This is a genomic window from Paenibacillus spiritus (assembly GCF_008710135.1).
In the GTDB taxonomy this organism is placed as follows: domain Bacteria; phylum Bacillota; class Bacilli; order Paenibacillales; family Paenibacillaceae; genus Paenibacillus_AQ; species Paenibacillus_AQ glufosinatiresistens.
This window is the reverse complement of record NZ_VYKK01000022.1, coordinates 199,787-225,452: the sequence shown is the minus strand read 5'-3', so window position 1 is coordinate 225,452 and position 25,666 is coordinate 199,787. Positions and strand designations below refer to the sequence as shown.

The 25,666-nt window shown below is 58.0% G+C and carries 24 protein-coding genes and 1 tRNA gene; 4 read left to right on the top strand and 21 right to left on the bottom strand.

Annotation, left to right across the window (positions count from 1 at the left end; genetic code table 11):
- Window positions 1–27: 27 nt before the first annotated feature.
- The 7 genes from F4V43_RS15910 to hemE all read right to left on the bottom strand — a co-directional run bounded on the left by F4V43_RS15910 (window position 28) and on the right by hemE (window position 9,683).
- Window positions 28–669, bottom strand: a complete 642-nt coding sequence (locus F4V43_RS15910; protein WP_150459237.1) for a sporulation delaying protein family toxin — start codon at window positions 667–669, stop codon at window positions 28–30.
- Window positions 666–1,589, bottom strand: a complete 924-nt coding sequence (locus F4V43_RS15905) for a sporulation-delaying protein SdpB family protein (protein WP_150459236.1) — start codon at window positions 1,587–1,589, stop codon at window positions 666–668. Before F4V43_RS15905 ends, F4V43_RS15910 begins: the two co-directional genes overlap by 4 nt.
- A 20-nt stretch (window positions 1,590–1,609) precedes the next feature.
- A complete protein-coding gene (locus tag F4V43_RS15900) occupies window positions 1,610–2,161 on the bottom strand; it encodes an SdpA family antimicrobial peptide system protein (protein WP_150459235.1) in 552 nt (183 codons plus the stop codon).
- A gap of 130 nt (window positions 2,162–2,291) precedes the next feature.
- Window positions 2,292–5,828, bottom strand: a complete 3,537-nt coding sequence (locus tag F4V43_RS15895; RefSeq protein ID WP_150459234.1) for an alpha-amylase family glycosyl hydrolase — start codon at window positions 5,826–5,828, stop codon at window positions 2,292–2,294.
- 372 nt (window positions 5,829–6,200) lie between these two features.
- Window positions 6,201–7,634, bottom strand: a complete 1,434-nt coding sequence (gene hemG, locus F4V43_RS15890) for a protoporphyrinogen oxidase (protein ID WP_150459233.1) — start codon at window positions 7,632–7,634, stop codon at window positions 6,201–6,203.
- Window positions 7,631–8,587, bottom strand: a complete 957-nt coding sequence (gene hemH, locus F4V43_RS15885) for a ferrochelatase (RefSeq protein WP_150459232.1) — start codon at window positions 8,585–8,587, stop codon at window positions 7,631–7,633. The genes hemG and hemH overlap by 4 nt, the downstream gene beginning before the upstream one ends.
- Before the next feature lie 22 nt (window positions 8,588–8,609).
- Window positions 8,610–9,683 (bottom strand): uroporphyrinogen decarboxylase, encoded by a 1,074-nt coding sequence (hemE, locus tag F4V43_RS15880; RefSeq protein ID WP_150459231.1) that lies wholly within the window; start codon window positions 9,681–9,683, stop codon window positions 8,610–8,612.
- A 221-nt stretch (window positions 9,684–9,904) separates the two neighbouring features.
- Between hemE and F4V43_RS15875 the strand changes: the two genes are divergently transcribed.
- The gene (locus F4V43_RS15875) at window positions 9,905–11,128 is read left to right on the top strand and encodes an MFS transporter (protein ID WP_150459272.1); all 1,224 of its coding nucleotides are present in this window, start codon (window positions 9,905–9,907) and stop codon (window positions 11,126–11,128) included.
- A 28-nt stretch (window positions 11,129–11,156) separates the two neighbouring features.
- Here F4V43_RS15875 and F4V43_RS15870 read toward each other — a convergent pair whose 3' ends face one another.
- Window positions 11,157–11,822 carry an O-methyltransferase gene (locus F4V43_RS15870; RefSeq protein ID WP_150459230.1) on the bottom strand — a complete coding sequence of 222 codons (666 nt, stop codon included), beginning with the start codon at window positions 11,820–11,822 and terminating at the stop codon, window positions 11,157–11,159.
- Window positions 11,823–11,877: 55 nt separating this feature from the next.
- Here F4V43_RS15870 and F4V43_RS15865 point away from each other — a divergent pair, with 55 nt between their 5' ends.
- A complete protein-coding gene (locus F4V43_RS15865) occupies window positions 11,878–13,035 on the top strand; it encodes a class I SAM-dependent RNA methyltransferase (RefSeq protein ID WP_150459271.1) in 1,158 nt (385 codons plus the stop codon).
- A 133-nt stretch (window positions 13,036–13,168) separates the two neighbouring features.
- Here the strand turns inward: F4V43_RS15865 and F4V43_RS15860 are convergent, their stop codons facing one another.
- Window positions 13,169–13,999 (bottom strand): aldo/keto reductase, encoded by an 831-nt coding sequence (locus tag F4V43_RS15860; protein ID WP_150459229.1) that lies wholly within the window; start codon window positions 13,997–13,999, stop codon window positions 13,169–13,171.
- Window positions 14,000–14,138: 139 nt separating this feature from the next.
- Between F4V43_RS15860 and F4V43_RS15855 the strand changes: the two genes are divergently transcribed.
- Window positions 14,139–14,552 carry an NUDIX hydrolase gene (locus tag F4V43_RS15855; protein ID WP_150459228.1) on the top strand — a complete coding sequence of 138 codons (414 nt, stop codon included), beginning with the start codon at window positions 14,139–14,141 and terminating at the stop codon, window positions 14,550–14,552.
- 92 nt (window positions 14,553–14,644) lie between these two features.
- On the opposite strand, the gene F4V43_RS15850 is transcribed toward F4V43_RS15855, so the two are convergent.
- The 9 genes from F4V43_RS15850 to F4V43_RS15810 all read right to left on the bottom strand — a co-directional run bounded on the left by F4V43_RS15850 (window position 14,645) and on the right by F4V43_RS15810 (window position 20,004).
- Window positions 14,645–14,887, bottom strand: coding sequence for a DUF1450 domain-containing protein (locus F4V43_RS15850; RefSeq protein ID WP_150459227.1), 243 nt, complete (start codon window positions 14,885–14,887; stop codon window positions 14,645–14,647).
- A 37-nt stretch (window positions 14,888–14,924) separates the two neighbouring features.
- On the bottom strand, window positions 14,925–15,227 hold the full coding sequence (locus F4V43_RS15845) for an iron-sulfur cluster assembly accessory protein (RefSeq protein ID WP_150459226.1): 303 nt from the start codon (window positions 15,225–15,227) through the stop codon (window positions 14,925–14,927).
- Window positions 15,228–15,306: 79 nt separating this feature from the next.
- Window positions 15,307–15,579, bottom strand: a complete 273-nt coding sequence (locus tag F4V43_RS15840; protein ID WP_150459225.1) for a hypothetical protein — start codon at window positions 15,577–15,579, stop codon at window positions 15,307–15,309.
- 140 nt (window positions 15,580–15,719) lie between these two features.
- Window positions 15,720–16,922: a M14 family metallopeptidase gene (locus tag F4V43_RS15835; protein WP_150459224.1), complete on the bottom strand. Its 1,203-nt coding sequence runs from the start codon at window positions 16,920–16,922 to the stop codon at window positions 15,720–15,722.
- Between the two features lie 162 nt (window positions 16,923–17,084).
- Complete coding sequence (racE, locus tag F4V43_RS15830; protein WP_150459223.1) at window positions 17,085–17,918, bottom strand: glutamate racemase; 834 nt, start codon at window positions 17,916–17,918, stop codon at window positions 17,085–17,087.
- Window positions 17,919–18,109: 191 nt separating this feature from the next.
- On the bottom strand, window positions 18,110–18,460 hold the full coding sequence (locus F4V43_RS15825) for a YtxH domain-containing protein (protein WP_150459222.1): 351 nt from the start codon (window positions 18,458–18,460) through the stop codon (window positions 18,110–18,112).
- 89 nt (window positions 18,461–18,549) lie between these two features.
- A complete protein-coding gene (locus F4V43_RS15820; protein ID WP_150459221.1) occupies window positions 18,550–19,203 on the bottom strand; it encodes a helix-turn-helix transcriptional regulator in 654 nt (217 codons plus the stop codon).
- A 57-nt stretch (window positions 19,204–19,260) separates the two neighbouring features.
- On the bottom strand, window positions 19,261–19,701 hold the full coding sequence (locus F4V43_RS15815; RefSeq protein WP_150459220.1) for a DUF86 domain-containing protein: 441 nt from the start codon (window positions 19,699–19,701) through the stop codon (window positions 19,261–19,263).
- A gap of 15 nt (window positions 19,702–19,716) precedes the next feature.
- A complete protein-coding gene (locus F4V43_RS15810) occupies window positions 19,717–20,004 on the bottom strand; it encodes a Dabb family protein (protein ID WP_150459219.1) in 288 nt (95 codons plus the stop codon).
- Window positions 20,005–20,175: 171 nt separating this feature from the next.
- On the opposite strand from F4V43_RS15810, the gene F4V43_RS15805 reads away from it, so the two are divergent.
- Entirely contained in the window at window positions 20,176–20,763 is a 588-nt protein-coding gene (locus F4V43_RS15805) for a helix-turn-helix domain-containing protein (protein WP_150459218.1), read from the top strand.
- A 46-nt stretch (window positions 20,764–20,809) separates the two neighbouring features.
- Here the strand turns inward: F4V43_RS15805 and F4V43_RS15800 are convergent, their stop codons facing one another.
- The 3 genes from F4V43_RS15800 to F4V43_RS15790 form a co-directional block, all read right to left on the bottom strand.
- The gene (locus F4V43_RS15800; protein WP_150459217.1) at window positions 20,810–21,481 is read right to left on the bottom strand and encodes a class I SAM-dependent methyltransferase; all 672 of its coding nucleotides are present in this window, start codon (window positions 21,479–21,481) and stop codon (window positions 20,810–20,812) included.
- Window positions 21,482–21,527: 46 nt separating this feature from the next.
- Entirely contained in the window at window positions 21,528–25,028 is a 3,501-nt protein-coding gene (locus F4V43_RS15795; protein ID WP_150459216.1) for a PAS domain S-box protein, read from the bottom strand.
- 254 nt (window positions 25,029–25,282) lie between these two features.
- Window positions 25,283–25,367: transfer RNA gene (locus tag F4V43_RS15790), tRNA-Leu, on the bottom strand.
- Window positions 25,368–25,666: the final 299 nt, after the last annotated feature.

Genomic DNA, 25,666 nt, shown 5'->3' with positions numbered 1-25,666 from the left:
TCTCCTCCTTTAGTTCTTAGCGGTATTCTACTTTAAACCCTTAATCACATTACGAATATACATCTCTCTTGTTAGATCGTTCTCCCGTGAATAAGAAACCGCAACCGTTTTAACTTGGACTGCCGCATGATAGAAATATACGCCATCTACCAATACATATGCGCCCCCGCCTACAACTTGCGCAACAGCTCCAGCATACCAAACGACTGCCAGTCCGGCCACAAATACAACAGCAGCAACGGCACATTGACCGCTTGCATAGCCTAATTGCTTGGAGTCAATGGAAGTTACGTTTATACCATCGCTTTTTAGGGCAGAGTAAATCAGCTCTGATCCTTTGCCCAAAGCCCGTTCCAGCTCCAGCGGGTTCTTTGAATCGACAGCGCCCTTCAACCGGTTGAAATATCCGGGTTCAAGCTTTTCTACGTTAGCTACGATTTTGTCGACCTGACCAACCGCTTCTTTTGTATTGGCGGTCTGATAAAGATCATGGGTATAAATTTCGGATGAAAGCTGCTTGGCTACTTCGCCTTGAACAAAAAACAAACCTCGAAAAAGATCTTCCCCCGAATAGGCTTCCTTGGAACTTGCCTCTGCACCGCCATCACTGGTGAAGCCATTCATCAGGACCAAAGAAAAGACCAATACAAACGCGACAATTTTTTTCATTGGTGAACCTCCTTTAGAGAATCCATGGATATTTTCTTTCCAAAGCTATGCTCAAACGGACGAAAGGCCAAAATCAGACCTGCAAACATTACCAAAGAAAAGGAGTATAGTCCGAGGCAGATTGCAATCAACGTATGTAAAGCCAGCCCCAGGTAAAGGAAGAAAAATCGTTTTTCTTTATGGGCAACAATTCCACTTCCCAAAAGCAATTCGACAATAATAGTGCCCCAAGTCAACAGAACCACAAAAGAACTTTCAATTAAGGGGTTAAGCAAAGAGAGCAAGAAGGAATTCAACCCCAGCATGGGATCATGAAAATAATAATAAATAGCCGTCCCATCAATCCATTCCTTATTCTTCAGTTTGGAAAGAGCTGCATTGAAATAGATAATGGCCATTTGCACACGAATGGAGAATAAGAACAAAAAAGATATCAAATGGGGTATGCCTGTACTTGTCATTGTGTTATCTGAACGCGGCGGAAGCCAATGCCATTTCCGATGATCGAAAAGGGTAACCGGGATAAGCAGAAGTGTGAGTACAGTGGCTACCTGCTCTCCTCCATCCAGTGTTATCCCGGTATTTTGAAGGGATGAGGCAACCCACCAATGCAAGATTCCCGTGAACCTCGGCCTCCACCCAGAGGCGACAATAAGCAGAATCAAGACAGAGATCCACTTTAACAACTCTAGATTAGGATAATTATTTGGCAGTACGCAGAATATGCTCACCGCATAAACGGAGCATGACGGATATTCATTTATTCCCGCCGCCGGTTTAAATAAAGTCGTTACGTCGTTCGTGATTAAGGTAAGCAGAAGCGACAGTGCAATCAAAGTTCTCGCCAATCCATAAACATTCGTCCATGGCGGAGTACCGCTTATCACTAAGGTTGGGATTGAATTTAATCTTTTTAGCATCTACAGCCTCCTACTTCTCCCTAATTCCTTCTTTGTTTTGTACAGAGGACATGGACTTTTATATACTTTGAAGGCATATCTTCCGGTTGGATCAAATCAGCCCATGCCCAAGGCACTGGTTTTTGGGAAACAATAAAGTAATCTCCGCACAAGTTTGGCTTCGGTGTAATGTTTTCAAGCTTGACGGCAGCCGACTTTTCATCCCTTTTAAGGCATTGACCCATTTTCTCATTACAGCTTTTCCAGGGCCGGGCAGCAACTTGTGTATACAAGAGCCCTAATTCGATTCCTTGTGTTCTGCCTTTTCTGTTGATGCCGAATAAATTATTCATTGAGTTATTGGGCCAATCCGTCGCAGAGTGCAGGTCCGTATTGTAAATCTTCATAACTTCGTCTTGGGGAGCTTTGCTAAAAAAGCCCCATCCTTGTGGAAATATTTTTTGAAGTATAGTAAATTTGTAAGCGTCCAAGGGGTTAGAAGGGGTCGCGTTCAATAGAGAGAAGACGAACAATACCGCCAATAGCAAGGAAGTAAAATAAAAAACAATCCCATTTCTTGCATCTGAATTCATTTACCATCCCCCTGTTTAGATATTTTTGTATATTATTTAAACATATTCTATAAATTACAATCTTCCTAAAATAAAAAAAGCCCAGTGCCGTTCCAAGAGTTTCCCTGGAATAGGACTGGGCTTCTCTATTTTATTTCAGGTACGTACCGCTCTCGCCGATGCCGCCGGTGCCGTTCAGCACGTAAGCACGGGCATTGCCCTTGCCGGACAGAGAGATGGACAGCGTGCCGTTCGTTACATTCTTGACGTCTCCGGTAACGGCATCCACGTACTTCCCGTTCGGGATGCCGGTGAAAGTGGCTCCGCTGGAGATGGTCACGAGCACGAAGCTGTCAATGCCCTTGGAAGCATCCGTGTATCTGCGTTTGAACGCCATATCGCCGGATACGTTCTCCGTCGAATACTGGCCTTTCTGGAGCGCAGGCACGGCGCGGCGAATCAGGTTAAGCTGGCGGATGTGCTTGGCGAGCGGATAGTTCAGCGATTCGGCCATTTTGCCGGTCGCATTCGTATATCTGCCGTAATCCTGCACCGTTACGCTGCCTTCGATGCGGTCTCCGAAGTATGCTCGGCCCGTCGTGCTGAGCGGAGCGTTCGGACCGACGTCAATCGGCATGCCCTTCTGGAATTCAACCTCGGAACCGTAGAAGATGGCCGGGATGCCCCGGAACAGGAACATCAGGTCCAGATTCTCGGCCCAGGTATCCTGGGTGCCGGCGAAACGCTGGTTCTCCGGCGCACCGTCCGGCGCATAGTCGTGGGAATCGACGTAGGTTACATTCCAGGTGGCGTCATTGTAATACTTGTCGCCGCTGCGCATGCCGAAGGCTTCCTGCGCCGTCTTGAACGACCAATGCATCGGGAAGTCGATAACATCCATACCGGACTTCTTGGAATAATCCGGCGTATGGTAGTTGTTGCCTTCCAGGAACGCATTGTTCGAGGTCGGCTGGGTTGCTACGTTCTGGTTGTCGGCCCAGTTCTGTTCCACGGACAGCTTGTTGGCGGCATAGTCGTTCACCGTATCTCCCGGATAGGCTTTGGATTCCTTCCAGGTATAGAACGGAGTCGAAATCGCCGGAATTCCGCTGTTCCAGACATCGCGGTAGCGGGTTGCCACTTCGCCGAAGATATAGAAATCGGAGCCGCCATGCGTTTTCCAGGCCGGGATGAAGTAGCGGTTGAAGATGTAACGGCTGACATGCTTGACCGTATCCACGCGGAACGCGTCAACGCCCATGTCGATGTACTTGTTGTACGTATCAATCAGATACTGGTCTACCACCGGATTCTCGGTGTTGAGGTCCACGCAGTCGCCGGCGATCTGGCCGGTCTGCACCGTATAGGACTCCCAGGACAGACTCTTCTCGGTGTGGTAAATATTGTTGTTCGTATCGGCATTCTTCATCAGGTTGATCCGGGCCTGATACTGCTGGTCCGGCGTCATGGTATCATAGTTCGCCGGCAGCTTGTCGGTGATCTTGACCAGATTCGCGGAGGTATCCGCCTTCGTCGGGTCCTTCTTGAACATCGGGAACAGGTTCTCCTCGCCAAAATTGCCGGTGTGGTTCACCACAATATCCTGAATAATCTTCAGCCCTTTGGCATGGGCGGCCGCAATCAGATCCTGATAGGAAGCTCCCGCCGATTCGTAACGGGGGTCTACCTTGGCAAAATTGATTGCATGATAGCCGTGGTAATCATAGCCGCTGGCATTCTGCACAACTGGCGTAATCCAGATGGCGCTGAAGCCTAGCGCCTTGATGTAGTCAAGCTTCTGGATCAGGCCCTTGAAATCTCCCCTGTAGGCCGGATCGGCATCCGGATTGCCAGCTTTGGCGTCATCCCAGGCATGCTTATTGTTGCTGGGATCGCCGTCATAGAACCGGGAGGTCATGACAAAATAAATGGAGTCTTCGCGGAAATCTCCACGGCCGCCGACCGAGTAGTAGTAACTCTGCGTCGTCTTGTTGCCGGCCGCGTCCACAACCAGGAACTTCAGCGTGGCAGCCTTGGTCAGAACAATGGCAGGTCCGGCCAGACCCGACAGGGCGTTGCCGCTGATGTAGAGCTTGGAGCTGGTTGTAGGCTCCGTTCCATTGTCCGTGTAATAAGCGGATACGGTACCGGCTTTGTTATCCTTGAGATTGAAGGATACACTTACCGATGTGGAGGTCTTGACCGGCAGATTGGCCGTAATTGTCGGCGCCTGCAGATCCGCATTGAGGTCAATGACATAGGCAAAGGAGGACACAGTGCCCGATTGCCCCGCGGAATTGACGCCGAATGCCTTGATCGTCATCGATGAAGCGACCGGGATCGGCGCCGTATACAGCGTCGACGAGGTGGTCGGCGTGGAACCGTTGGTCGTGTAATAAATTTTGTCTCCCGCATTGCTGCCGGTCAGTGCGACCGTTTGCGCCGTGTCATAGGTTCCCGGAGCCGGAGAAGCCTTGATGACCGGCACCTGCGGAGCCTCAGGATTCGCGTCATACCAGGCATTGTCTGTATAGTACCAGCCTTCTTTGGCGCTGCGGACCAGATCGGAGGTCTGCTTGCTGCCGTCGTTGAAGATGACGCTGGCTGCCGTTGCACCCGAAATCGTGTACTTGTACCAGTCGTTGCCTTCTGCTGTCATCAGCACGCCCGGCCATGCTCCGCTTGTCGGAACGGTGGAAGGCGTCGGATTCCAGTAGTGAATCCGAACTGTGGATGCCCAGGTGGAAGGCTTCTTGAAGTGAACCGTCAGAGCGGTCGCTGTAGCGGTCGGGGTAGGCGTTACCGTAGCGGTCGGGGTAGGCGTTGCCGTAGCCGTCGGTGTTGCCGTAGCCGTTGCGGTCGGCGTCGCGGTCGGCGTCACGGTCGGCGTTGCTGTAGGAGTTGCTGTAGGAGTTGCTGTAGGAGTTGCTGTAGGAGTTGCTGTAGGCGTAGGAGAAGGCGTTGTAACCGCCGAAACCTGCAGATAATCCAGGTTGACATTGCCGGTGTCGCCGGAGTCATACTTGTAGGCGATCGTATTGCTGCCCGCGTTCAGCGTGACCGATGCCGTCTGGTCTGCCCATGTATTCCAGTTCGCAAGGGTGGCGAGACTGACCTGCTTGACCTTGGAGCCGTTCACGTATAAAGACAGGTTCTTGGCGCTGCCCGTGGCATTGGCATAATGCAGCGCCGCATTGTAGGAACCTGCGGTGTCGGCTTGAACCGTGAAGGCGGCCGCTGCGTTCACGGCGGTCATCCCGTCGACAAAGCCGGTGCCGGTGTAGCCGGTATGGTCGGTATTGACCTTCGCGCCGCCGCTCAGCGCCGAATTCTCGGCTTCATACTTGCCCTTGACGGGAACAACGACTGTCCAGTTCTTGCCGCCGTTGTTGTCCCATGTGTCTGTCGGAGCCGTGATGTGATAACAGTAAGTCAGCGTAGCGCCCTCGTCCACGGCAACATTGGCAGTGAAGGACGTTCCGCTCTTAATCATGGCGGTGTCGGTATATGAGGACCAGTTATTCGTTGTCCAGTGCAGCTTGACTGCCGTTGCAGTCGAATTCGTATACGATACCGCATACGTCGTGCTGCTGGCCTCAGCCCCGCCCGACAGGCCGATGAGCAGGCTGATGCATAAGGCTGCGGACAGCAGCAAAGACAGTATTCTTCGGGCTTGCTTCGTTACCAATCAAATTCCCCCCAGAAATAAATTAGTGTGATACCCAAGCGTTTCCAACGGCATTGGCTTGAAGTGACATTGCGACACAGTGTTGGTGCAAACGTTTGCAATTTCAGTTAAAAAAGAAGACCTCCTCTCGTTTGCATGAACCAGGACAAGGCTGAATGCGCTTACAGGCCGATTATATTATAGACATTTTTTTCAGTCAATCCACCATTTCGTTCAGTTGCTCCCCGATGCCAGCAATCGGTTGCCCCCAAAGACCCGGGACGTTCGCCTCCCTTACGGAATAACAAAACCGGCCGTATAAGGGAACTCCCCCAAAACGGCCGGTGCTTTAGTACAAGACGGTATAGCCGCTCTCGGTCGCCGCTTCACCTGCTATCCCTGACGAAGCTGTTCCGCAGCCTTCTGCGCCGCCAGCTTGGCATGCTTGATGCAGTCGGGCATGCCGATGCCGTCATAGCCTGCCCCGAAGACTTGCACGCCCGGAAGGGCGGTCCCAAGTTCGTTCCGCAGCGCCGCAATGCCGGCCGGGTGACCGACCGGATACTGCGGCATCGACTTCGGCAGACGGGTGATCTCCGTGAACAACGGCTTGGCTGTCACGCCCATCACTTCCCTCAGATCCTTGCGGACCAGCTCTTCCAGTTCTCCGTCCGGAAGCATCGCTTTCTGCTCGTCTCCGGCCCGGCCCACGTAACAGCGCAGCAGCACCCGGTCTTCTGGAGCGGTATGCAGCCATTTGGCGGAGGTCCAGGTGCAGGCCGTAATGCCTCGCCCCTCCGTGCGCGGCACCAGAAAGCCCGATCCGTCGAATCCGCCGTCCAGCTCCTGGCCGGAGAAGGCCATGACCACATTGGCTACAGTTACGTAGTTCACGGCATCCAGCGCCGAGACCTCGACATGCGGACGGAGCAACTCCGCCGCCGCGAAGTTCTGCACAGTAATGTAAACATCGTCCGCCGGGAGCCGTTCACCGTTCTCGAGGATGACCGTATACCTGCTGCCCGCCGAAATTCCGTCATTGCGGACAATGGCGGCAGCGCCGCTCCCTGTCCGCAGGTCCGCATCCCGCTTGAGGTCTTCAACCAGCGCCGAGGTCAGCGTCTGGAGTCCCTGTCTGAAAGTGAGAAAAGCGCTCTTCTTCGTTCCCGTATGGGTCTCGGCAGGCTTCCGGCCGCTTGTCATTCCCCGGATCAGACTGCCATACTGGCGTTCCACCTCGCCGAATTGGGGGAAGGTGGATTGGAGACTGATCGCATGCATGTCTCCTGCATAGATTCCCGCCAGCAGAGGCTCGGTCATCTTCTCCAGCACTTCCCGTCCAAGCCGGCGTTCCACAAGCGCTCCAAGCGATTCGTCCTCCCCGCTCTTTCGGGGCGGGATGACAAAATCCATCATCGCCCGCAGCTTGCCCGGCAGCGAGACGATCCGGCTCTTCCAGAACGGCTTCAACTCGGTGGGAATGCCGAGCACCAGCCCGGCCGGCATCGGATGGAGCCGGCCGCCTTGCAGGATATACGTCTTCTTGGCATTCGGATTGGTCGTCGTCAGCTCGCGGTCCACGCCCAGCTCCGCAGCCAGGTCGGTCATCTCCTGCTTCCGGGCCAGATAGGAATCCGGGCCCTTCTCGATGACGAAGCCTTCCTTGCGCAAGGTTTCAATCTTGCCCCCAAGCACCCGGTCCCGTTCCACAACGGTAATGTGCGGCTCCACTCCCGCTGCCCGGTAATGCTTGCGCACGTAAAAGGCGGCGCTGAGTCCACTCAGCCCGCCGCCGATAATGACTACATTCCGCGGAGCAGCGCTCATTTCTGATCCGCCTTCCACTCGCCCGCCTTGCTGCGCACAACATCGCTCAGCACCGACATATAGGCGGGATCGCTATTCAGCGATTCGATCCGCATCAGCCGCATGTCCAGTTCACGCGCAACCGCCTGGGCTTCAATATCCAGGTCGTACAGCACTTCAAGATGGTCCGATACGAAGCCGACCGGCGCGGACAGCACATCTTCCACCTGCTCCGTGCTCAGGCGGTGCAGCGTATCGAGAATGTCGGGACCCAGCCACGGCTCCGACGTCCGTCCGGCGCTCTGCCAGGTGAATTCCCAGTTCGTCACGCCGGTGCGCTCGGCAATGGCCTGCGAAGTCGCCAGCAGCTGGTCGCGGTACGGATCGCCCATGGCGAGAATCCGCTCCGGCAGGCTGTGGGCGCTGAACAGCACCTTGACCTCTTCCCGCTTCGCGCCGGCTTCCTCATATTCGTCCAGCCGCTGCGACACCCGGCGGCTGAGCGTATCAATCAGCAGCGGATGCAGATGATAGCTCTCGACGAATGCCATTTCAATACCGTGTTCCTGGGCGCGCTCCCGGGCGCGCTTGATGTAGCCGCCCACGCTCATCGACGAGTAATGCGGCGCAAGCACAATGCCGACGGCCCGCTTGATCCCGTCTTTTGCCATCTTGTCCACGCCGTCTTCAATGAAAGGATGGGCATGCTTGAGTCCCTGATAGCAGACATAACGGACGGCCGGGTCCTGGTTCTCGCGGTCCAGCGTCTCCTGCAGAGCCGCTACCTGGCGGTCCGTATTCTCTCTGAGCGGGAAGACCCCGCCGACGATGGCTTCGTAGCGGTCCTTCAGCTCGCGGAGCTGTTCTTCGCTCGGCGGATTGCCGCGGCGGATATGTGTGTAATAAGCCTCAACGCCCTCCAGGCTGTCCGGGGTTCCGTACGACATGACCAGTACACCGATTTGGGTTGTCACGAATCCTCACCTCATACGATTATTAGTTGGATGGAACGGCGCCGGACGGTCGGGTACCGGCAAGAAGTTCCTGGGAATATTCATGAATGCAGTCCGTCAGTTCCTTTAGCTTGTCCAGAGAAGCTTCCGGATACAGGCCGTGTCCCAGGTTGAAAATATAACCGGGCTCCTTCACGCCTTCGTCGATCAGGCGCTTGGCCCGTTCCTTCAGCATCTCGTCCGGCGCCGTCAGCAGATACGGGTCCAGATTGCCCTGAACCGCGAACCGTCCGCCGGTGCGCCGCCGTCCTTCGGCGATGGACACCCGCCAATCCAGCCCGATCACATCGGCACGCAAGTCCGACAGCTCGGGCAGCAGTTCGCCGGAGGCTACGCCCGGGAAGTAGATTTTGGGCACATCCAGATCGGCCAGCTCGGCAAAAATACGGGTGACCGTAGGCAGAACGTACGTCCGGAAATCTTCCGGCGCCAGCGCCCCGACCCAGCTGTCGAACAGCTGGAACGCCTTCCCGCCGCTCTTGACATGGCTGCGCAGATAGGCGATGACCATATCGCCGAGCTTGTCCATCAGCTTGAACCAGACCTGCGGCTGGCCGTACATCAGCTCCTTGGTCCGAATGTAGCTCTTCGACGGCCGTCCTTCTACAAGATAGCTGGCGATGGTGAACGGAGCCCCGGCGAATGTGATCAGCGGCACGTCCAGCTCCCGGTCCAGAATGGCGATCGTCTCGAGGATATGGCCGAGATCGCCTTCCACGTCGATCGGCTTCAGCCGGTCTACATCGGCCGCGCTGCGGATCGGATTCTCGATGACCGGGCCGATATTTTTGACAATATCAAATTCGACGCCCAGCGAAGCTACCGGATTCATAATGTCGGAATACAGAATTGCCGCATCGACGCCCAGCTTCTTCACCGGCATCAGCGTCACTTCCGCCGCCAGCTCGGGCTGCCGGCAAATCTCGAGCAGCGAGTATTTCTCCTTGATCTTGCGGTATTCGGGGTCGTAGCGGCCGGCCTGGCGCATGTACCACACGGGCACATAATCCGTCTCCTGCCGGCGGCACGCCCGGATAAAAGTATCGTTATAGGTCATGATAAGGTCTCCATCTTCTTGATCGGATTGTCATCTTTATATTATGCCTGTTTTAAAAGTTTGTAACAACCGTCACAACTGCCCGGAGAGTTGACATTCCTGTGACATCTGTCACATCCGGGGGCATTTCAACGCCGATTGTCGATTTGTGGTATACTGCTTCATGGCATCTTTTACCGGACATCATGGTTAGAGAAGGGAAGTGGGGCACATTGAAGAAGATGAAATGGGGAACGCTCGAGACCTGGAGCATCAATCTCATTGTGCTGTGGTTCGGACAGTTCCTGGTCAACGCGGGGATGACGATGATTACCCCGTTCCTGTCGCTGTATCTGGCCCAGGATCTCGGCGTCCGCGGCGACGCGGTCGGGGTCTGGGCCGGTCTGATTTTTGCCGCCAACTTCATGACCTCGTTCATCTTTCAGCCCTTGTGGGGCTCTCTGGCGGACAAATACGGACGCAAAATCATGCTCCTGCGCTCCGGCTTCGGCATGGCCGTTGTCATCGTTCTGATGGGCTTCGCCCAGACGCCCTGGCAGCTCCTTCTGCTGCGGCTTCTCAACGGCACCATCTCGGGCTTCAACCCGGCCTCCATCGCGCTCGTCTCCGGCACCACGCCGAAGCACCGAACGGGCTTCGCGATGGGCATGATGCAGTCGGGCTCGGTCGCCGGCACGATTCTGGGTCCGCTGATCGGCGGGCTGATGGCCGACTATATCGGCTTCCGGCCGATATTCTACGTTGTGGGGGCGCTTCTGTTCGTCGCTTCGCTGCTGGCCCTCTTCCTGGTCAAAGAGAACTTCAACCGCGAAGAGGCGCTGCATCAGCCGAAGGTATCCGTCTATCAGGGCTTCCGGGAACTCGCCCGGATTCCCCAGCTTCCGGCTCTCTTCGGCGTCACGTTCCTGCTGCAATTCGCGATGATCAGTCCGATGGCGCTGCTGCCGATCTATGTGGAGAAGCTGCACGGCACGCCGGAGGATATCGCCTTCTGGGCGGGTCTCGTAACGGCGGTGACGGGCATTTCCAACATGATCGCTTCACCGATTCTCGGCAGGCTCAGCGACCGGATGGGCGCCCACCGGATTCTGACCTACGCGCTTATCGGAGCGGCGCTGTTCCTGATTCCGCAGTCTTTCGTTACGTCCGTCTGGCAGCTCATTGTCGTCCGGTTCCTGATGGGCGTGTTCATGGGCGGCCTGCTGCCCAGCGTCAACGCGCTTATCCGGTCCTATACGCCTGACGGCAAGGAGAGCCGGGCCTTCGGCTTCAACAGCAGCACGCTTGCGCTCGGCAATATGACGGGAGCCCTGCTGGGCGGCGTGCTCTCCGGCTACATCGGCATCGAGGGGCTGTTCATCGTATCCGGCGGGCTGCTGCTGCTGAATACCGTCTGGGTGCGATTCAAGCTGTACCGCGAGACGCCGCTGCGGCTGTTCCGCTAGACGGCCCCAAAGGCCGCGCCGCAGGGGATCAGCCCCGCACGATCGCCAGCGCCAGTCCGTCGTAGGCCGGAAGGATCGTGCTCTCCAGCCGGGGATCGCCGGCGATGGTCTCATTGAACCGGCGCATCGCCTGAACCGCAGGCCCGTTCTTGGCAGGGTTCAGCGTCCGGCCGCGCAGGAAGAGATTATCCCCGGCGATGACCGCGCCGGGCTCGGCCAGGCGGATGGCCGCCTCCAGATAATCCGGGTAATTCTCCTTGTCGGCGTCAATGAAGAAGAAGCCGAATCTCCGGCCTTCCGCCTCGAGCTGCTTCAGGCTCTCCAGCGCGGGGCCGATGCGGTAGTCCACCGCTGCGCCGAACCCGGCGGCCTCCAGATGCGTACGGGCCATAGCCGCATACTCGGGCTTCAGCTCGAGCGAGGTAAGCCGGCCTCCGGCCGGCAGTCCCCGGGCCAGACAGATGCCGCTGTACCCGCCCAGAGCGCCGATTTCCAGCGCCTGCCGGGTTCCCGACAGCCTTACCAGCATCGTAAGCAGCCGGCCGTACCCGGGCGCAACGGATACTTCAGGCATGCCGGCCTCTGCAATCGCCTGCCGGACGGAGCGAAGCAGCCCGTCTTCCGGGTAGCGTTCTTCACTGTACCGCTCCTGGGCGGCAAATTCTTCGGGGGATGGGGATGAAGGTTGGGTCATCGGTTAATCTCCTTTTCGGATTAGATGAATACTAGATAACGGAGTTGAAGTGAATTTGGATAATCTGGAATTGATCGCAACTGCGCCGATGGGCCTTGAGGCCATTGTGGCGCGCGAACTGAACGAGCTTGGATACGAGACCGTCACGGAGAACGGCAGAGTCGTGTTCCGGGGCGGCTTGGCGGACATTTGCCGCTGCAACCTCTGGCTGCGGACCTCGGACCGGGTTCTGGTCAAGATGGCGCAGTTCCCGGCCCGCACCTTCGATGAATTGTTCGAAGGCGTCAAGGCGATCGCCTGGGAAGACTGGATTCCCGAGAACGGAGAATTCCCGGTGGAGGGCCGGTCCCACAAATCGCTCCTGACCAGCGTCCCGGCGGCCCAGGGCATTGTGAAGAAGGCGGTTGTCGAACGGCTCAAGGGCACCTACCGGACCGAATGGTTCCCGGAGAACGGCCCGCGTTTTGTCATCGAAGTGATCCTGCTGAACGACGTTGCGCTGATTACGCTCGATACGACAGGTCCTGCCCTCCACAAGCGCGGCTACCGCAAGCTGATTACAGAGGCACCGCTGAAGGAGACGATGGCCGCCGCCCTGATCCAGCTCAGCCGCTGGAACGGCAGCCGTCCCCTCTACGATCCCTGCTGCGGTTCGGGCACGCTGCTCGTCGAAGCCGCGATGATCGCCTGGAACATCGCCCCCGGCCTGCGCCGCTCCTTCCCCTCGGAACACTGGCCGCTGCTTCCGAAGCAGCTGTGGGAGGAAGCCCGGGAGGAAGCCTTCGACGCCGTGCGCGACGATGTGCCGCTTCAGCTTGCGGGAAGCGACATCGACCCCAAGGCCATCGAAGTGGCCGAAGCGGCCGCGAAGAGCGCCGGCTTCGCCAAAGAGATTGCCTTCTCGGTTCTTCCGGCCGCCAAGGCCCGGCCGGAAGGCGAGTACGGCTGCATCATCACGAATCCGCCTTACGGCGAACGGCTCAGCGACAAGGAGGAAGTCGAACGGCTGATCCGCCAGCTCGGCGGACTGTCCAAGCAGCTCCCGACCTGGTCGTTCTTCGCGCTCAGTCCCTCCAAGCAGTTCGAGCATTATTTCGGCCGCAAAGCGGACAAGCGCCGCAAGCTGTTCAACGGACGGATCGAATGCCAGTACTATCAGTATTTCGGTCCGCTCCCGCCGCGCGCGCCCAAGAGCGGGGACGCTGCGGAATAGCCGTCCCGCCCGCTCCGCCGAGATAACAGACAGAAGGCAGCCCGTCCGGAATTCCGGACGGGCTGCCTTTGGCTTCAGCCGCCGATCAGGGGCCGTAAGCGGCGGAGCGGCAGGCACTCCGCAGCAGGAGCTGCTAGAACATCACTTCGTCGGGATTGCGGCCGATGCGCTGATCGGCATCCATAGCGTTGATCCGCTCCATCTCTTCCGCGGTCAGTTCGAAATCGAAGATCTCACAGTTCTGCTGAATCCGGGACGGCGTCACCGACTTCGGGATGGTGACAATGTCATGCTGCAGGTTCCAGCGCAGAATAACCTGCGGGACCGCCTTGCCGTACTTGCCCGCGATCGCCTTCAGCACCGGGTCCTCGTTCAGCATTCCCTTCATCAGCGGGGCCCACGCTTCGATCTGAATGTTGTTCAGGACACAGTAATCGCGCAGCTTGCGCTGCTGTAAGCGGGGATGAAGCTCCACCTGATTGACGGCCGGAACCGTCTCGCTCGTCTGCATCAGGCTCTCCAGATGATGAATCTGGAAGTTGCTGACGCCGATTGCCCGGACGCTTCCTTCCTGATAGAGCCGCTCCATGGCGCGCCAGGTATCCTTGAACTTGTGAAGACCCGGCCAGTGAATGAGGTACAGGTCAATGACTTCCAGTCCCAGCGCTTCCCGGCTCTTCTCAAAAGCACGCAGTGTCTCGTCGTATCCCTGATCGTCGTTCCACACCTTCGTGGTGACGAACAGCTCCTTGCGAACGATGCCGCTGTTGCGGATCGCCCGCCCCACTTCAGCCTCATTGCCGTAGAGCGCGGCCGAGTCGATGCTCCGGTATCCCATCTCCAGCGCAGCTTCCACCGCCCGTTCCACCTCTTCGCCGGCCGCCTTGTATGTGCCAAGCCCGAACCGCGGCATCGTAACCCCGTTGTTCAGCGCCGTATAGTCCGCGATGTGACCATAACTCATTGTCCTGCCACCCTTCTATGTACCCCAGATAATAAAATAACCTTGCACAGCAAGTCTAATTATAGCATGCTGGCCCTGTAACCCCCAAATGTGCCCGGCGGCATCGCGGCCGCCGGCAGGAAAGGCGGGATCGAACCCGATGATTGTCGTTGCCTTGAAAGGACTTATTCTCCATGAGGGACAAGCGCTGCTCCTCCGCCGTTCCGACACGGATGAGACCGGTCCCGGGACGTGGGAATTCCCGGGCGGCAAGCTGGAATTCGGCGAGAAGCTGGAGGACGCGCTCGCCCGCGAAATCGAAGAAGAGACCGGCCTGCGCACCGCAGCCGGCGAACTGCTCTATGCAGCCACCTTCCTGACGAATCCGGAACGCCAGGTTGTGCTTCTGACCTACGCGTGCCGGATTACCGGAGATTTCATGCCGGTCGCCCTGTCGCCGGAGCACAGCGGATACCGCTGGGTCTCACCGGAAGAGTTCGGCGACTGGCTGCCTGCCCCGATTCTCGCCGAACTGGCCTCTTCCGCAGCCGCCCGCCGGCTCGGATTCGGTTAGGACGGACCCGCGGTTCGGGGCGTCCGCTCAACATGGTCCGTCCTGCACAAGACAAAAGAACCGTCAGACAAATGTCTGACGGTTCTTAAGGATTAAGGCCGGGATACCGGCTGCTTGACGAAAGCCTCCGCCTTCTTGAGCACTTCTTCCTCGGACGGGCCGCTGACATAGCGTCCGTTGATCGAGACGAAGGCCCGCTTGCCGCAGGGGCCGCAATACGATATGCAGCTCTCCTGACGAATCTCGGCGTCCGGAGCCATTTTGCGGAGCTTAGGAATCAGGCTCTTGCGGCTGATATGATTGCATTTGTCGCAGATGCGAATTACATTGGCCATTCTACTTACCCTTCTTCAAGTCCGCAGGACCGGCGCTTTAATGATCGCCATGGTTCCCTTGGGACGGATTAGTGATGACAAAGCCTTCCTGCGGGAAATACAGATAATCGATCTTCACGCCGTCCAGCAGAGGCTGTCCCTGCTCCAGCACCACGTCGATCTCCTTATCGGTCTGAACGACGACATCGTTCTCGCCGGGCATGTCCAAATCAAGGCCATAGTGGGCGTGGTCCCCATGGGAATGGGTAATCAGCACACGCAGCTTCAGTTCGCTGTTGCCTGCCAGTTCCATTTGTTTCTTTATCACTTTCGCCGCATTGCGGGTAATCTTGACGTTCATTGCCGCCGCATCTCCCATACTACAAGAATTTGAATTGCCAGTGCCTTATATTGTATAGGATGAACGACCGGAAAAGCAACTACCGTTCCTGTACGATTGAAGCGGTCTGCGGCGGCTGCTCTCCGTATTTGCGGTCCATGCGGGCCACGAACGCGTTCATCAGCAGCATCGTCACCCCGATATCGTCAATCGGCATGAAGGGCATGACGTCGGGCAGCACCCAATACAGCAGGGCAGGTATAATAAACAGAAGCTTGTCCCTCGTTGCCACTCTCGGCGAGAGCAGATGTCTCAGCGCACCGCGCAGCACATGGGACCATTCCTTCAGCGACAGCAGCTTTCTCAGTTTCATTGCGGTCTCCTTTCGGGCTTGGAAAAGGGCATAACCGCCTATGCCAGGGGTCTGCTGAATCTGCGGCCATACCCTTTGCTGTATCTTACGTAGGATTTCAGAAAATGTTTCAAATTTTTAAGTTTAAATTCCCTTATTTTTTAGTTTTTCATCAGCTCCGCCAAAATCTGGCCGGTCTCCAGCACCATATCCTCGAACTCCTCCGGAGGCAGCGGATTGCGGCCCAGCCCGAGCTCCACGGTGAAGCCGGGGCGGCCGAACTTCAGAATGAACCAGTCCTTGAAGCCCGCGTCGCTGCCGGTCAACTCCACGGCCCGGTAGCCGCTGGCCGCGGCCAGCCGGTTCGCCAGACCTGCGCTCTCCCCGGGTTCCATGCCGCGGTAATTCCAGTAGATCTCCCGCCCCTGGCTGTGAAGGGAGACCGCAATGTCGGGCGGCGCCGACTGGCAGAGCGCCGCAAGCGCGGCGGCCTCCGGTTCGCAGAGCGGCGCGGCGCCTCCATAGTCGCTCGGCGCCGGTCCGATCCGCCCCCGCCGCTTCCGCTCTTCCTCCCAGTAAGCGGGGAACTGGTCGCCGAGGTCCACTCCGCTGACGTTGGCCTTCCAGTGCCGGAAGCTGCGCCTTCCCCCATTCCAGCGCAGCAGCTCCGTACGCCTCGGATGGTCTTCGCCCGCGCCTTCCTGCACCAGCTCGACCCCGTCGGGATTGGCCATCGGCACGGCGCACAGCGTCCAGTTCCGATACCAGTGCCGGACGGGGCGGCCGTTCCAGCTTCCTCCGGCCGCGAAGGCCTCGGCATACTGCTCGATGAAGGCGAGCAGCGCGGGCGCGGTCAGCCATTCATTGGCATGCAGCGCCGCATTCACATGGAGCAGACGCGGCCCCTTGCCGATCCGCACCGCGCGAAGCGGCTTGCCCATTACGCTGGTTCCGATCGTTTCGACACGGATTGCGGCATACTTGCCGGCCAGGCGCTCCAGGTCCTCTTCCAGATGCGCCGGCCCGTACTCTCCCCGAAGCCGGACCATAGATCGGCTTGCCGGGGGCGGCATGACCCACAGCGGGTGGGGAGCCGCCCCGCTACCCGGGGACAGCCCCGGATTAAAGCGCTCCAGCTCTTCCAGGCTGACGCCAAGCCTGCCGGCGATTTCTTCCGGACTCTCGCCCTCGGCGGGGGCATACCGGGCGCGCGGAGCGGAAGGCAGGAACAGAACCTGGCCCGGTATCAGGTACTCCTGCCCGGCGGCCCACGGATTCCCCTGAATCACATGGCCGGGGGTCAGTCCGTAGACGGCCGCCACCCGGGCGACCGTATCGCCCCGGCGAACCGTGTGCTGCAGCATAAGCATCGTCTCCCTTGTCGCAAGTCTGGACCGTTGCTCTAGTCTATGCAGGGGCATTTGTCCGACATGAACCTTGTTCTTCCTGCCGGGAATCCGGCTCTGACGCAACCAAGCAACATCACAAGCCCCGCAGGCTTCATGGCCTGCGGGGCTTGTGCGGGATTAAGGAGCGGAGGGGCCGACCGCTCCCCCCAGCGTGGACACCTGCCAGACGACCGGCGTCCGCTGAATCTGCTCTCCGAGCCAGTCCCTGGCGATGGCCTGGAACATTTCGGGATCGCCGCTGCAGAAGAACTGGTGCACCGGCGTCTCGTCTCCGCTGGAGAGCTTGCCTTTATCATACAGAATCGTGCTGATTTCCCGGGCCGTCTCGTCCGCTGAACTGATGAGCTTCACTCCGGGCCCCATCGCCTGGCCTATCGGCTCCACCAGGAACGGATAATGCGTGCATCCCAGAATCAGCGTATCAATGGGCGCGTGCTTGATGCCGTTCAGCGATTCTTCCACGGCTCTGTAGCTCTCCGACGAACGAAAGACGCCCTGTTCGACAATCGGCACCAGCGCCGGACAAGCCTGGCTCACCACTTCAATATAAGGAGAAAGCTGCTTCAATGCAGAGGTGTAGGCGCCGCTGTGGATCGTGCCGACTGTCCCGATGACACCCACTCTCCCGGTCTTGGTCGCGCTGATTGCTGCCCTTGCTCCGGGATGGATCACTCCGATAACCGGTACCGACACTTTGTCCGTTATATAATCCAGCGCTGCCGCCGTCGCCGTGTTGCAGGCAATGACGATCATCTTCGGATCAAATTGAATCAGGTAATCGACAATCTGCTCGGTGAACGTCCGCACTTCCTCTGTCGAACGTGGACCATAGGGCGCTCGCGCGGTGTCTCCGAAGTAGATGATCTTCTCCCGGGGAAGCTGCCGCATCACTTCTTTGGCGACCGTCAGTCCTCCTACCCCCGAGTCCAATATGGCTATAGCTTGCTGCACAAACACACCGCTTCCTTTATTATGTTTTCATTAGCTTATGTAGAACGCCGACCAGAGGTACCGGGCAATCCGTCCACAATTGCAGATCATACTCCATTCGCCCGCCGCGTTCAAGATCTGCCGCGCGCGTGCATGCCAAGCGGCCGTTCCCCTGGCAGGGAACGGCCCGCTTGGCTCCGGCTGGCTCCGGATTATTTCTCTTCTTCCTCCGGCGAAGCTGCGGTTCCGGCTTCCGTCTCAGCCTGGCCGCTGACCTCGGCCTGAATCTCCCGGCCGTCTTCGGCGCAGCGGCGGTTCTTCCACTCGGCCAGCTCGTCGCGAATCTGAAGGGCGGAGTCCTTCGCTCTGGCATACCAGTCGGAGGTCTTCTCTTCGACCCGGGCAGCAAGATCCTGGGCCTTCTCCAGCCCCGCAGAGGTCTCTTCCGCAATCTGTTGACGAAGCTCCTTGCCGGACTTCGGCGCCAGCAGCAGACCCAGCGCAGACCCGACGGCGCTCCCCGCCGCAAATCCCCACAGCAGCTTCTTCGTGTCTTTCTTCATTTCTTCATCTCTCCTTTGGCACGGGCGAATGCCTATCTCTTGCTTTCATCATAAGCAGCTTTAGGCCGTCCGGTGACAGAAGAATTGCCTTATTGTTCCGGGTTCGTCCGGGTGCGCGGGCGAATCGTATAGTGGCAGCAGTGGCCGCCCTCCGCCATACACTCGGTCCGCGACAGATTAGCGTCCAGCAGCTCCTCGAACAGATGCTGTTCGCACTGGCAGGCCTTGCCGTATTGAACGGCAACCTGGCGGATCGGACAATTGTATTCCCGGATTTCGTAGGTGCCGTCTTCTCCGGCGCTCCACTCGGCCATGTATCCGCCGGCGTTCTGGACCCGGGTCAATTCCGCGACCCGCTCCTCAAGCGTCCGGCGCTCCATTGTCGGCGCGTACTGGGCAAGCAAACGGCGGCGGCGGCCCTCGAACAGCCCGTGGACCGCTTCGCGTCCGCTGGAAAGCTCCAGCTCGCGGAGCAGATCAAGCGTCAAATGATGGTAATTCTTCGGAAAATAATCATCCGCCCGGTCAGTCAGCGAATATAAATGAAGCGGGCGGCCCATAGCCTGACGAACCACCTTGGTTCGGGCCAGTCCTTCCCGCTCCAGCGTCAGAAGATGGCGGCGAACGCCCATTTCCGTAATCCCCAGTTGACCGGCCAGCGCGGCAATCGGCTGCGGTCCCTTCATTTTGAGCAGGGTCATAATCATCTGACGGGTCGATCCGCTCTCCTGCGCATTCTTCATCGCCGGTCCTCCTCCTTGGTTCATTTCACGGATTCCGGCCGGAATCTCTCCGTCGCGTTAGCGAGCCGTCTCCGCTCCGAGCTCCTGATCGAGGTAGCTCTGCACCTGCCGGGCAAAATCCTCCAGCGCTTCAGGCAGCTCCTTCGTCAACGGATGCAGGCGCCCCCGCTCCCAATCAGCATAATCCTGAACGAGCGGCTTGCGGAGGGCGACCAGATCCATCAGAATCCGGTGAAGCTTCTCCCCGCCGAACACCCGCTCTTCAAATATAATCGTTATGATATCCTCATAGCTGCCGGCATCGCGCATAATGAACCCGTCGATCAGGCAGCTCCCGGCGTCGGTGACAACTTCGATAGCCAGATGCAGACAGCGTTCCTGCACAAGTCCCCAGAGGCTGCTTCCGTCCCAGGAGCCCGCTGCCTGACGCAATCCGTCGGCGATAACGGGAATCTGGTCCAGGATCCGGCCAATCTGCTTGCGGTTGACATAATACATCGCTTATTGGGCCTCCTACACTTCGTAATCCACCGCGATCGACTGCTCTTTGACTTCGTTGATGTGGGCGATGACTTCCTGATGCGCCGGGTGAACCTGATAAGCCTGAAGATCCTCAAGCGAGGCAACCGTTGCGGTCAGGGCAAGATCATAGGAACGTTCGGACCGCAGCACGTCGGTTCCGATTTCAAGCGACAGCAGTTGGGGAATACGCCCTTCCATATTCCGCAGCACAGCGGCTGTCCGGGCCACGCTCTCCGGCGATCCGTCCTTCAGCTTGAACAAAACCAAATGTCTAATCAATGATTCCTGCCTCCATCCGCATAGGATTCTTATCTGTTGTATTTTAACACAAGCCCGCACCGGGCGAAAAGAAGCGCAAACGATTACAAGAATATCCATTGCCTCGCCCGGTTCGCTTATTGTAGTATAATCGTGAATTATTTACACATTCCGTAACGATTTGGAGGCCGTATGTCCACTAATCAGCCAGCGAACCACAGCATTCAGGCCTGGTCGCAGATCAACCGCAAATATCTGGGCAAGGGCGTCCGGGTAAAGCGCTTCCGCCGTCCCCAGCGAAGCCAGATCCGCAACCGGGTTCTGATGGCCGTACTGATGTCCAGAGATATTAAATTGTCCCGACTGGCTGAGGAACTGTCCGTGTCCTCCCGAAGCGTCAGCGCCTGGATCTACGAGGGCCGCATTCCGTCCCAGACCAATCTGGACAAGACCTGCCGCTACTTGGGATACCCGGCCCATGTTCTGTTCAATGAAGCGCTGATCCGCCAGAGTCCGGTGCTCTGCCAGCCCGCCCCTTCCCGCTTCATGAAGCAGGCCGCAGGGGAGGCCCCCAAGCGGAGCGACATCCTCACCGGACTCTGCATGGTTCACGATATTTCCGTGACCGATGCCAGCCGCTGGATTGGCGTCCATCCCGGCACCTTCCGCAAGTGGCTGCATCACAGTTATCTGCCTTCCGCAGCCATGCAGGAGAAAGCCGAAACCTTCTTCCGGATTCCCCGCCTGATCCTGTTCGCCGACTGCGAACGCAGCGGATAAGCGGGAACCGTTCCTCTCTCCGGCCCTGCCCGGGCACCGCTCCGTTCTATTCGGCAGCAGACCGGCTTCCCGCCCTGGCCGCCCAAATGCGCAGCCGATAGGAATGAAGCCCTTCCGGTCCCGGAAGGGCTTCCGTAATGTGAGCCTCTTCCATCACCTCAAAACCCGGGAAGAGCTCCTGAAGCTCTCCGAAGGCGAAGAAATGGGCCGTCTTGCCCGGTTTGTAGACAAAAGTCCCCGGCTCCCGCTGCTCGCCGCGCCCGCAATTCACATCCTCATCGGAAAAGCAGGTGAGATAGAGCACTCCGCCCGGCCGGAGCCTCCGTCTGATCTGCCGGGCCAGCCGGCCGCGGTCCCCGGCCAGAAACAGATGAATGACATCATAGCAGAAGACGCCGTCCACTTCCCGTTCACCCTCCTGCGGTTCCAGGATGGAACCTTGACGGATATCGCTCCGCGGGTCCCAATCCCGGGCGAGTTCGACCGCCGACGCGCTGATCTCTGTGCCGGATACCTGAAACTCCTCCGAGAGCGCCTTCGTGTTCCGTCCGTACCCCGCTCCCGGCACCCACACCGTCCGTACTCCTTCTGAGCGAAACAACGCCGACGCATGCGCGGCCGTTGGACTGGGAGCTCCTCCCCAAATCATTCCTTCTGCGGCAAAACGCCGCTCCCAGTAGGAAGCGGCCGCTTCCGCCTCTTGATTGTCTTCGGGCATGCCGCACTCTCCTTATAGCTTCTGCCTCCCGGATGACTTGCTGCGATCAGACCGGTCTCTTCCCGGCATGCTCCTTAAGCACCCGGTCCAACTCCTCCACCCGAACCGGCTTCGAAATGAAGTCCTGCATGCCGGTCCGCAGACACATATCGCGGTCATCTTTCCGGGCAAACGCCGTCACGGCTACGATTACCGGCCTTTCGGGATGCCGGCGGCGAATCTCCAGCGTCGCTTCGAGCCCGTCCATAACCGGCATTTGAATATCCATGAACACCAGATCAAAATCGCCTTCGTTCACGGCTTCGACCGCCAGGCGGCCGTTCTCCACCACCACCGCTTCATACCCGCGCCGGTTGAGGTACGCCCGCATCAGCTGACGGTTGGCCGGATGATCTTCGGCTACCAGAATCGAGAGCGGTCCGAAGCGGCCCGACTTGTCCTCCGTCCATACCGCGGCGGCCGACTCCCGGACTGCGGCTTCTCCCGCGGCCGCTTCGGCATCTGTCCGCGCCTGGACAGCCTCGGCGTTCTCCTGCTCTTCAGGTGCAGACACCCCCGCCTCGATCGTGAAGTAGAACGACGAACCCTTGCCTTCCCGGCTGTCCACACCGATCGTCCCGCCCAGCAGCTCGGCAAGCTTCTTACTGATGGCGAGCCCAAGGCCGGTGCCTCCGTATTTGCGGTTAATGGAAGGATGGAGCTGGGAGAAGGACTGGAACAGTTCCTTCTGCCTGTTAAGCGGAATCCCGATGCCCGTATCGGTGACGGTAAAACGGACAATCAGCCCGCCTTCGGGAATCAGAGCTTCCCGTTCGGCCGTAATCGTAATCGTGCCCGACTCTGTGAACTTCACGGCATTGCCGACCAGATTGATCAGAATCTGGCGGAGCCGCGATTCGTCGGTGACAAGGAGCAGCGGCAGCCGTTTATCAATCTCGCTGCGCAGCTCCAGCCGCTTCTCGGCCATTCGGGGAAGGAACAAATCCGTCACGCTGCGAATCAGGCTCCCCAGCTTGACCTCCCCCGGCTCCAGCGTCATCATGCCGGCCTCGATTTTGCTGAAATCCAGTACCTCATTCAGAATGTGCAGCAGCGTCCGTCCGCTCTGGGCAATAATCTCCGTGTAGCTTCGCTGATCTTCGTCCAGTTCCGTATCCGTCAGCAGATCCGCCATGCCGATAATGCCGTTCATCGGCGTCCGCAGTTCATGGCTCATGATCGCCAGGAACTCCGACTTGGCGCGGTCTGCCCGTTCGGCCGATTCTTTCGCCCTTACAATCTCCTTCTCTTCCGTAATGTCGCGGAAGACGACGACGGCTCCTTTGCGGTATCCACCGTCATAGAGCGGGGTCACATGATAGCGAACCAGAAAGCTGGATCCGTCTCTGCGCCAGAAGACGCCTTCCTGTTCCGCGTACATCAGATCTTCCGCCGTTGTCAGCGCCAGATTGGGGTAACCCCCGGCCAGCCAGTCACCACCGGACCACATTTCATGGATGGTGTCCAGCCGCCGGTTCGTGCTCCAGTCCTTCTCTCCGTAGCCCAGCATGGTTCCGGCCGCAGGATTGATGAAGATAATGGTGCCGTCCGTATCCAGACCGACGATGCCCTCGGAGACCGAATTGAGTATCAGCGCATGCTCATAGCTCAGCTTCTCGATCTGGCGCTGGTGGCGCCTATGCTCCGTAATATCGTTCACCATACTGAAGACGCCGGTAACTTCCCCCTCCATGCGGATCGGAACGAGCACCAGACTGACGTCCATCAGATGTCCGTCCCGGTGAAGAACACGGCTCTCGAAAGACTGGGCCCGGCCTTCGGCCGCCAGGGCAAAGCGGAGTTCGGTTCTCTCCAGCTCTTCGAGCGCCACAATCTCCTCCATGCCCGACTGCATAAGATCATTTCGGGAGTACCCGGTAAGCGAAATCAGGCTGGCGTTGACCGACAGCGTCCGGCCCGAAAGGTCCATGACGCTGATTCCGGAAGGGTTGTGCTCGAAGAGCGAGGCGTACATCGTCCGGCTCTCCTCCAGCTCGGCTTCGTACTGCTTCCGCTCGGTCGCGTTCCGGGTGACGGCGACCACCTCCAACTGGCCGTCTTCTTCGGTCCGGATATACTTCTGCACCGTCTCGGCCCACAGGAAGCTCCCGTCCTTCCTCCGGAAACGGAAGAGCACCGGTTCCGAGATCATGCCCTCCCGGGTATACTGCAAATGCTTCCGCACCCGCCCGGCATCCTCCGCATGAATAAAAGAAATCGCCGAGCGGCCGATCATCTCTTCGGGCAGATAGCCGAGCATCCCTTGGCAGATGGGCGAGACGAACAGAAAAGTCACTTCGTCGTCCGCCGCATGGCGGGAGATCATGTCGAGAGAGTGATCAGACAGGAAGCGGTAGTTGCGCTCGCTGATCTCAATCTGCCGCTCCATCAGATGCCGCTCAGTCACATCCTGAACAATTCCGTCCACATACTGGACCTTCCCGTCTTCGCCGCATACCGTCTCCCAGTGGCAGTCGATGAACCTTCGGCTGTTACCGGTCCCGATTCTCAGCATATGACGCCCTCCCCGGGCGTCCCGCATACTCTCGCTGATAATCTTCCGGCAGTTCTCCGCCTCCTCCGGTTCCAGAATTCCCAGGAGGCGTTCTGGCGGACAAGCGATATTGCCGCCGCTCCCGATCTCCTCTTCACCGAAGAACAGACGATACGTCTCTCTGGACACCGTCAGCAGCTGCTTCTCTCTCTCCCATGTCCAGGAACCCATCCGGCCCAGACGCTGGGCTTTGGCCAGCATCTCTTCATACTTCATGCGTTCCGTGATGTCCCGTGCAAAGGTCAGCACCCGCTCCACATTCCCGTCGCGGTCGCGGACGATCTGGAACGAATTCTCGATCCATAAGTAATGGCCGTTCTTATGACGCACCTGACGAGTAAAACGGTCGGTATCCCGAAGCCTGCGGTTCTCTCCGTCCACCTCGGCAGCGCTCTTCGGATGATAGAACTCCGAGCGATGCCGGCCCAGCAGCTCATCCGGCCGGTAGCCGAGAATGCGGGTTACCGAAGGCGAAACATAGAGAAGCTCCCCATCCGGGGAAGAATAGGAGATCAGGTCGGGCGTATTCTCCGTAATCAGCCGGTATAAGTGCAGACGCCCTTCCCGGAGATCCGCCTGCGGGATATCTCCCGTCTTGTCGATCAGTTCCGCCACGACAGCGGCGGAGGGCTGGTCCGAGTCCCCCGGGACCAGGAACAGACTCAGCTCTGCCCGAAAGAGAAGCCCGTTCCTGCGGGCTCCCTGCAGAATGAGCGTCTGGGGTTCCAACTCCCTGCCGAACGGCAGAGGCAGCCTTGCTTCCAGCTCCAGCTTGGAGAGGTCGGACAGATTCAGCGCTTCGCTGTACCGCATGCCTTCCAGTTCGCCAGCTTCGCACTGCAGCATCCGGGATAAGGCCGGATTAGCCTGCAGAATAACGCCGTCTTCGGGTGACAGGATCGCTAGAGCGACCGATGAACGCATATATAACTGCTCGTACCAAATCTTGGACACGCTGATCCCCCTTTAATTCGACTCGTATTCCGTCGTGCGCAAGCCTCTATCTTCGGCATCATTCTTAAAGGTATCGTCCGGGCGCATGCCCCGCAAGGAAGAAGGGCGGGAGAACAAGGCCGGAATTCTGGAAGTGAAGCTGGAAATTTTGTCTTTTTCTTGTCTATTTCATTCGCCCTGCTTCCCATTCCTTCCTGCTTCCGTTGATACAAAAAAAGCAAAGGCCCTTCCTGAGAAGAGCCTTTGCTTTATGATGCGGTCGAGAGGACTCGAACCTCCACGGGGGGTTAGCCCACACGGACCTGAACCGTGCGCGTCTGCCAATTCCGCCACGACCGCAAATTAGGGTTGGTGATTAAATCACCGTGATTAAGAATATATCACAGGCGGAAAGAGTTAGCAAGCTTCTATTACTCTAATAAATACCGGCTGAAACGCCAGGGGGAATGACAGCAGAAGGAAGCTGAACCCAAGCCTGAGAACTCCGGCGCTTTCATCGGCGCTCTAGCGGCTTGGCACAGGAGTCATTCACCACCCGCGTCAACCGACATTCGGTTCATAAAATGAACTGAATGATATTTATCACTTTATTTTAAACGGAATTGATCTATATTCACTAACAAATAAAATCCGACTCT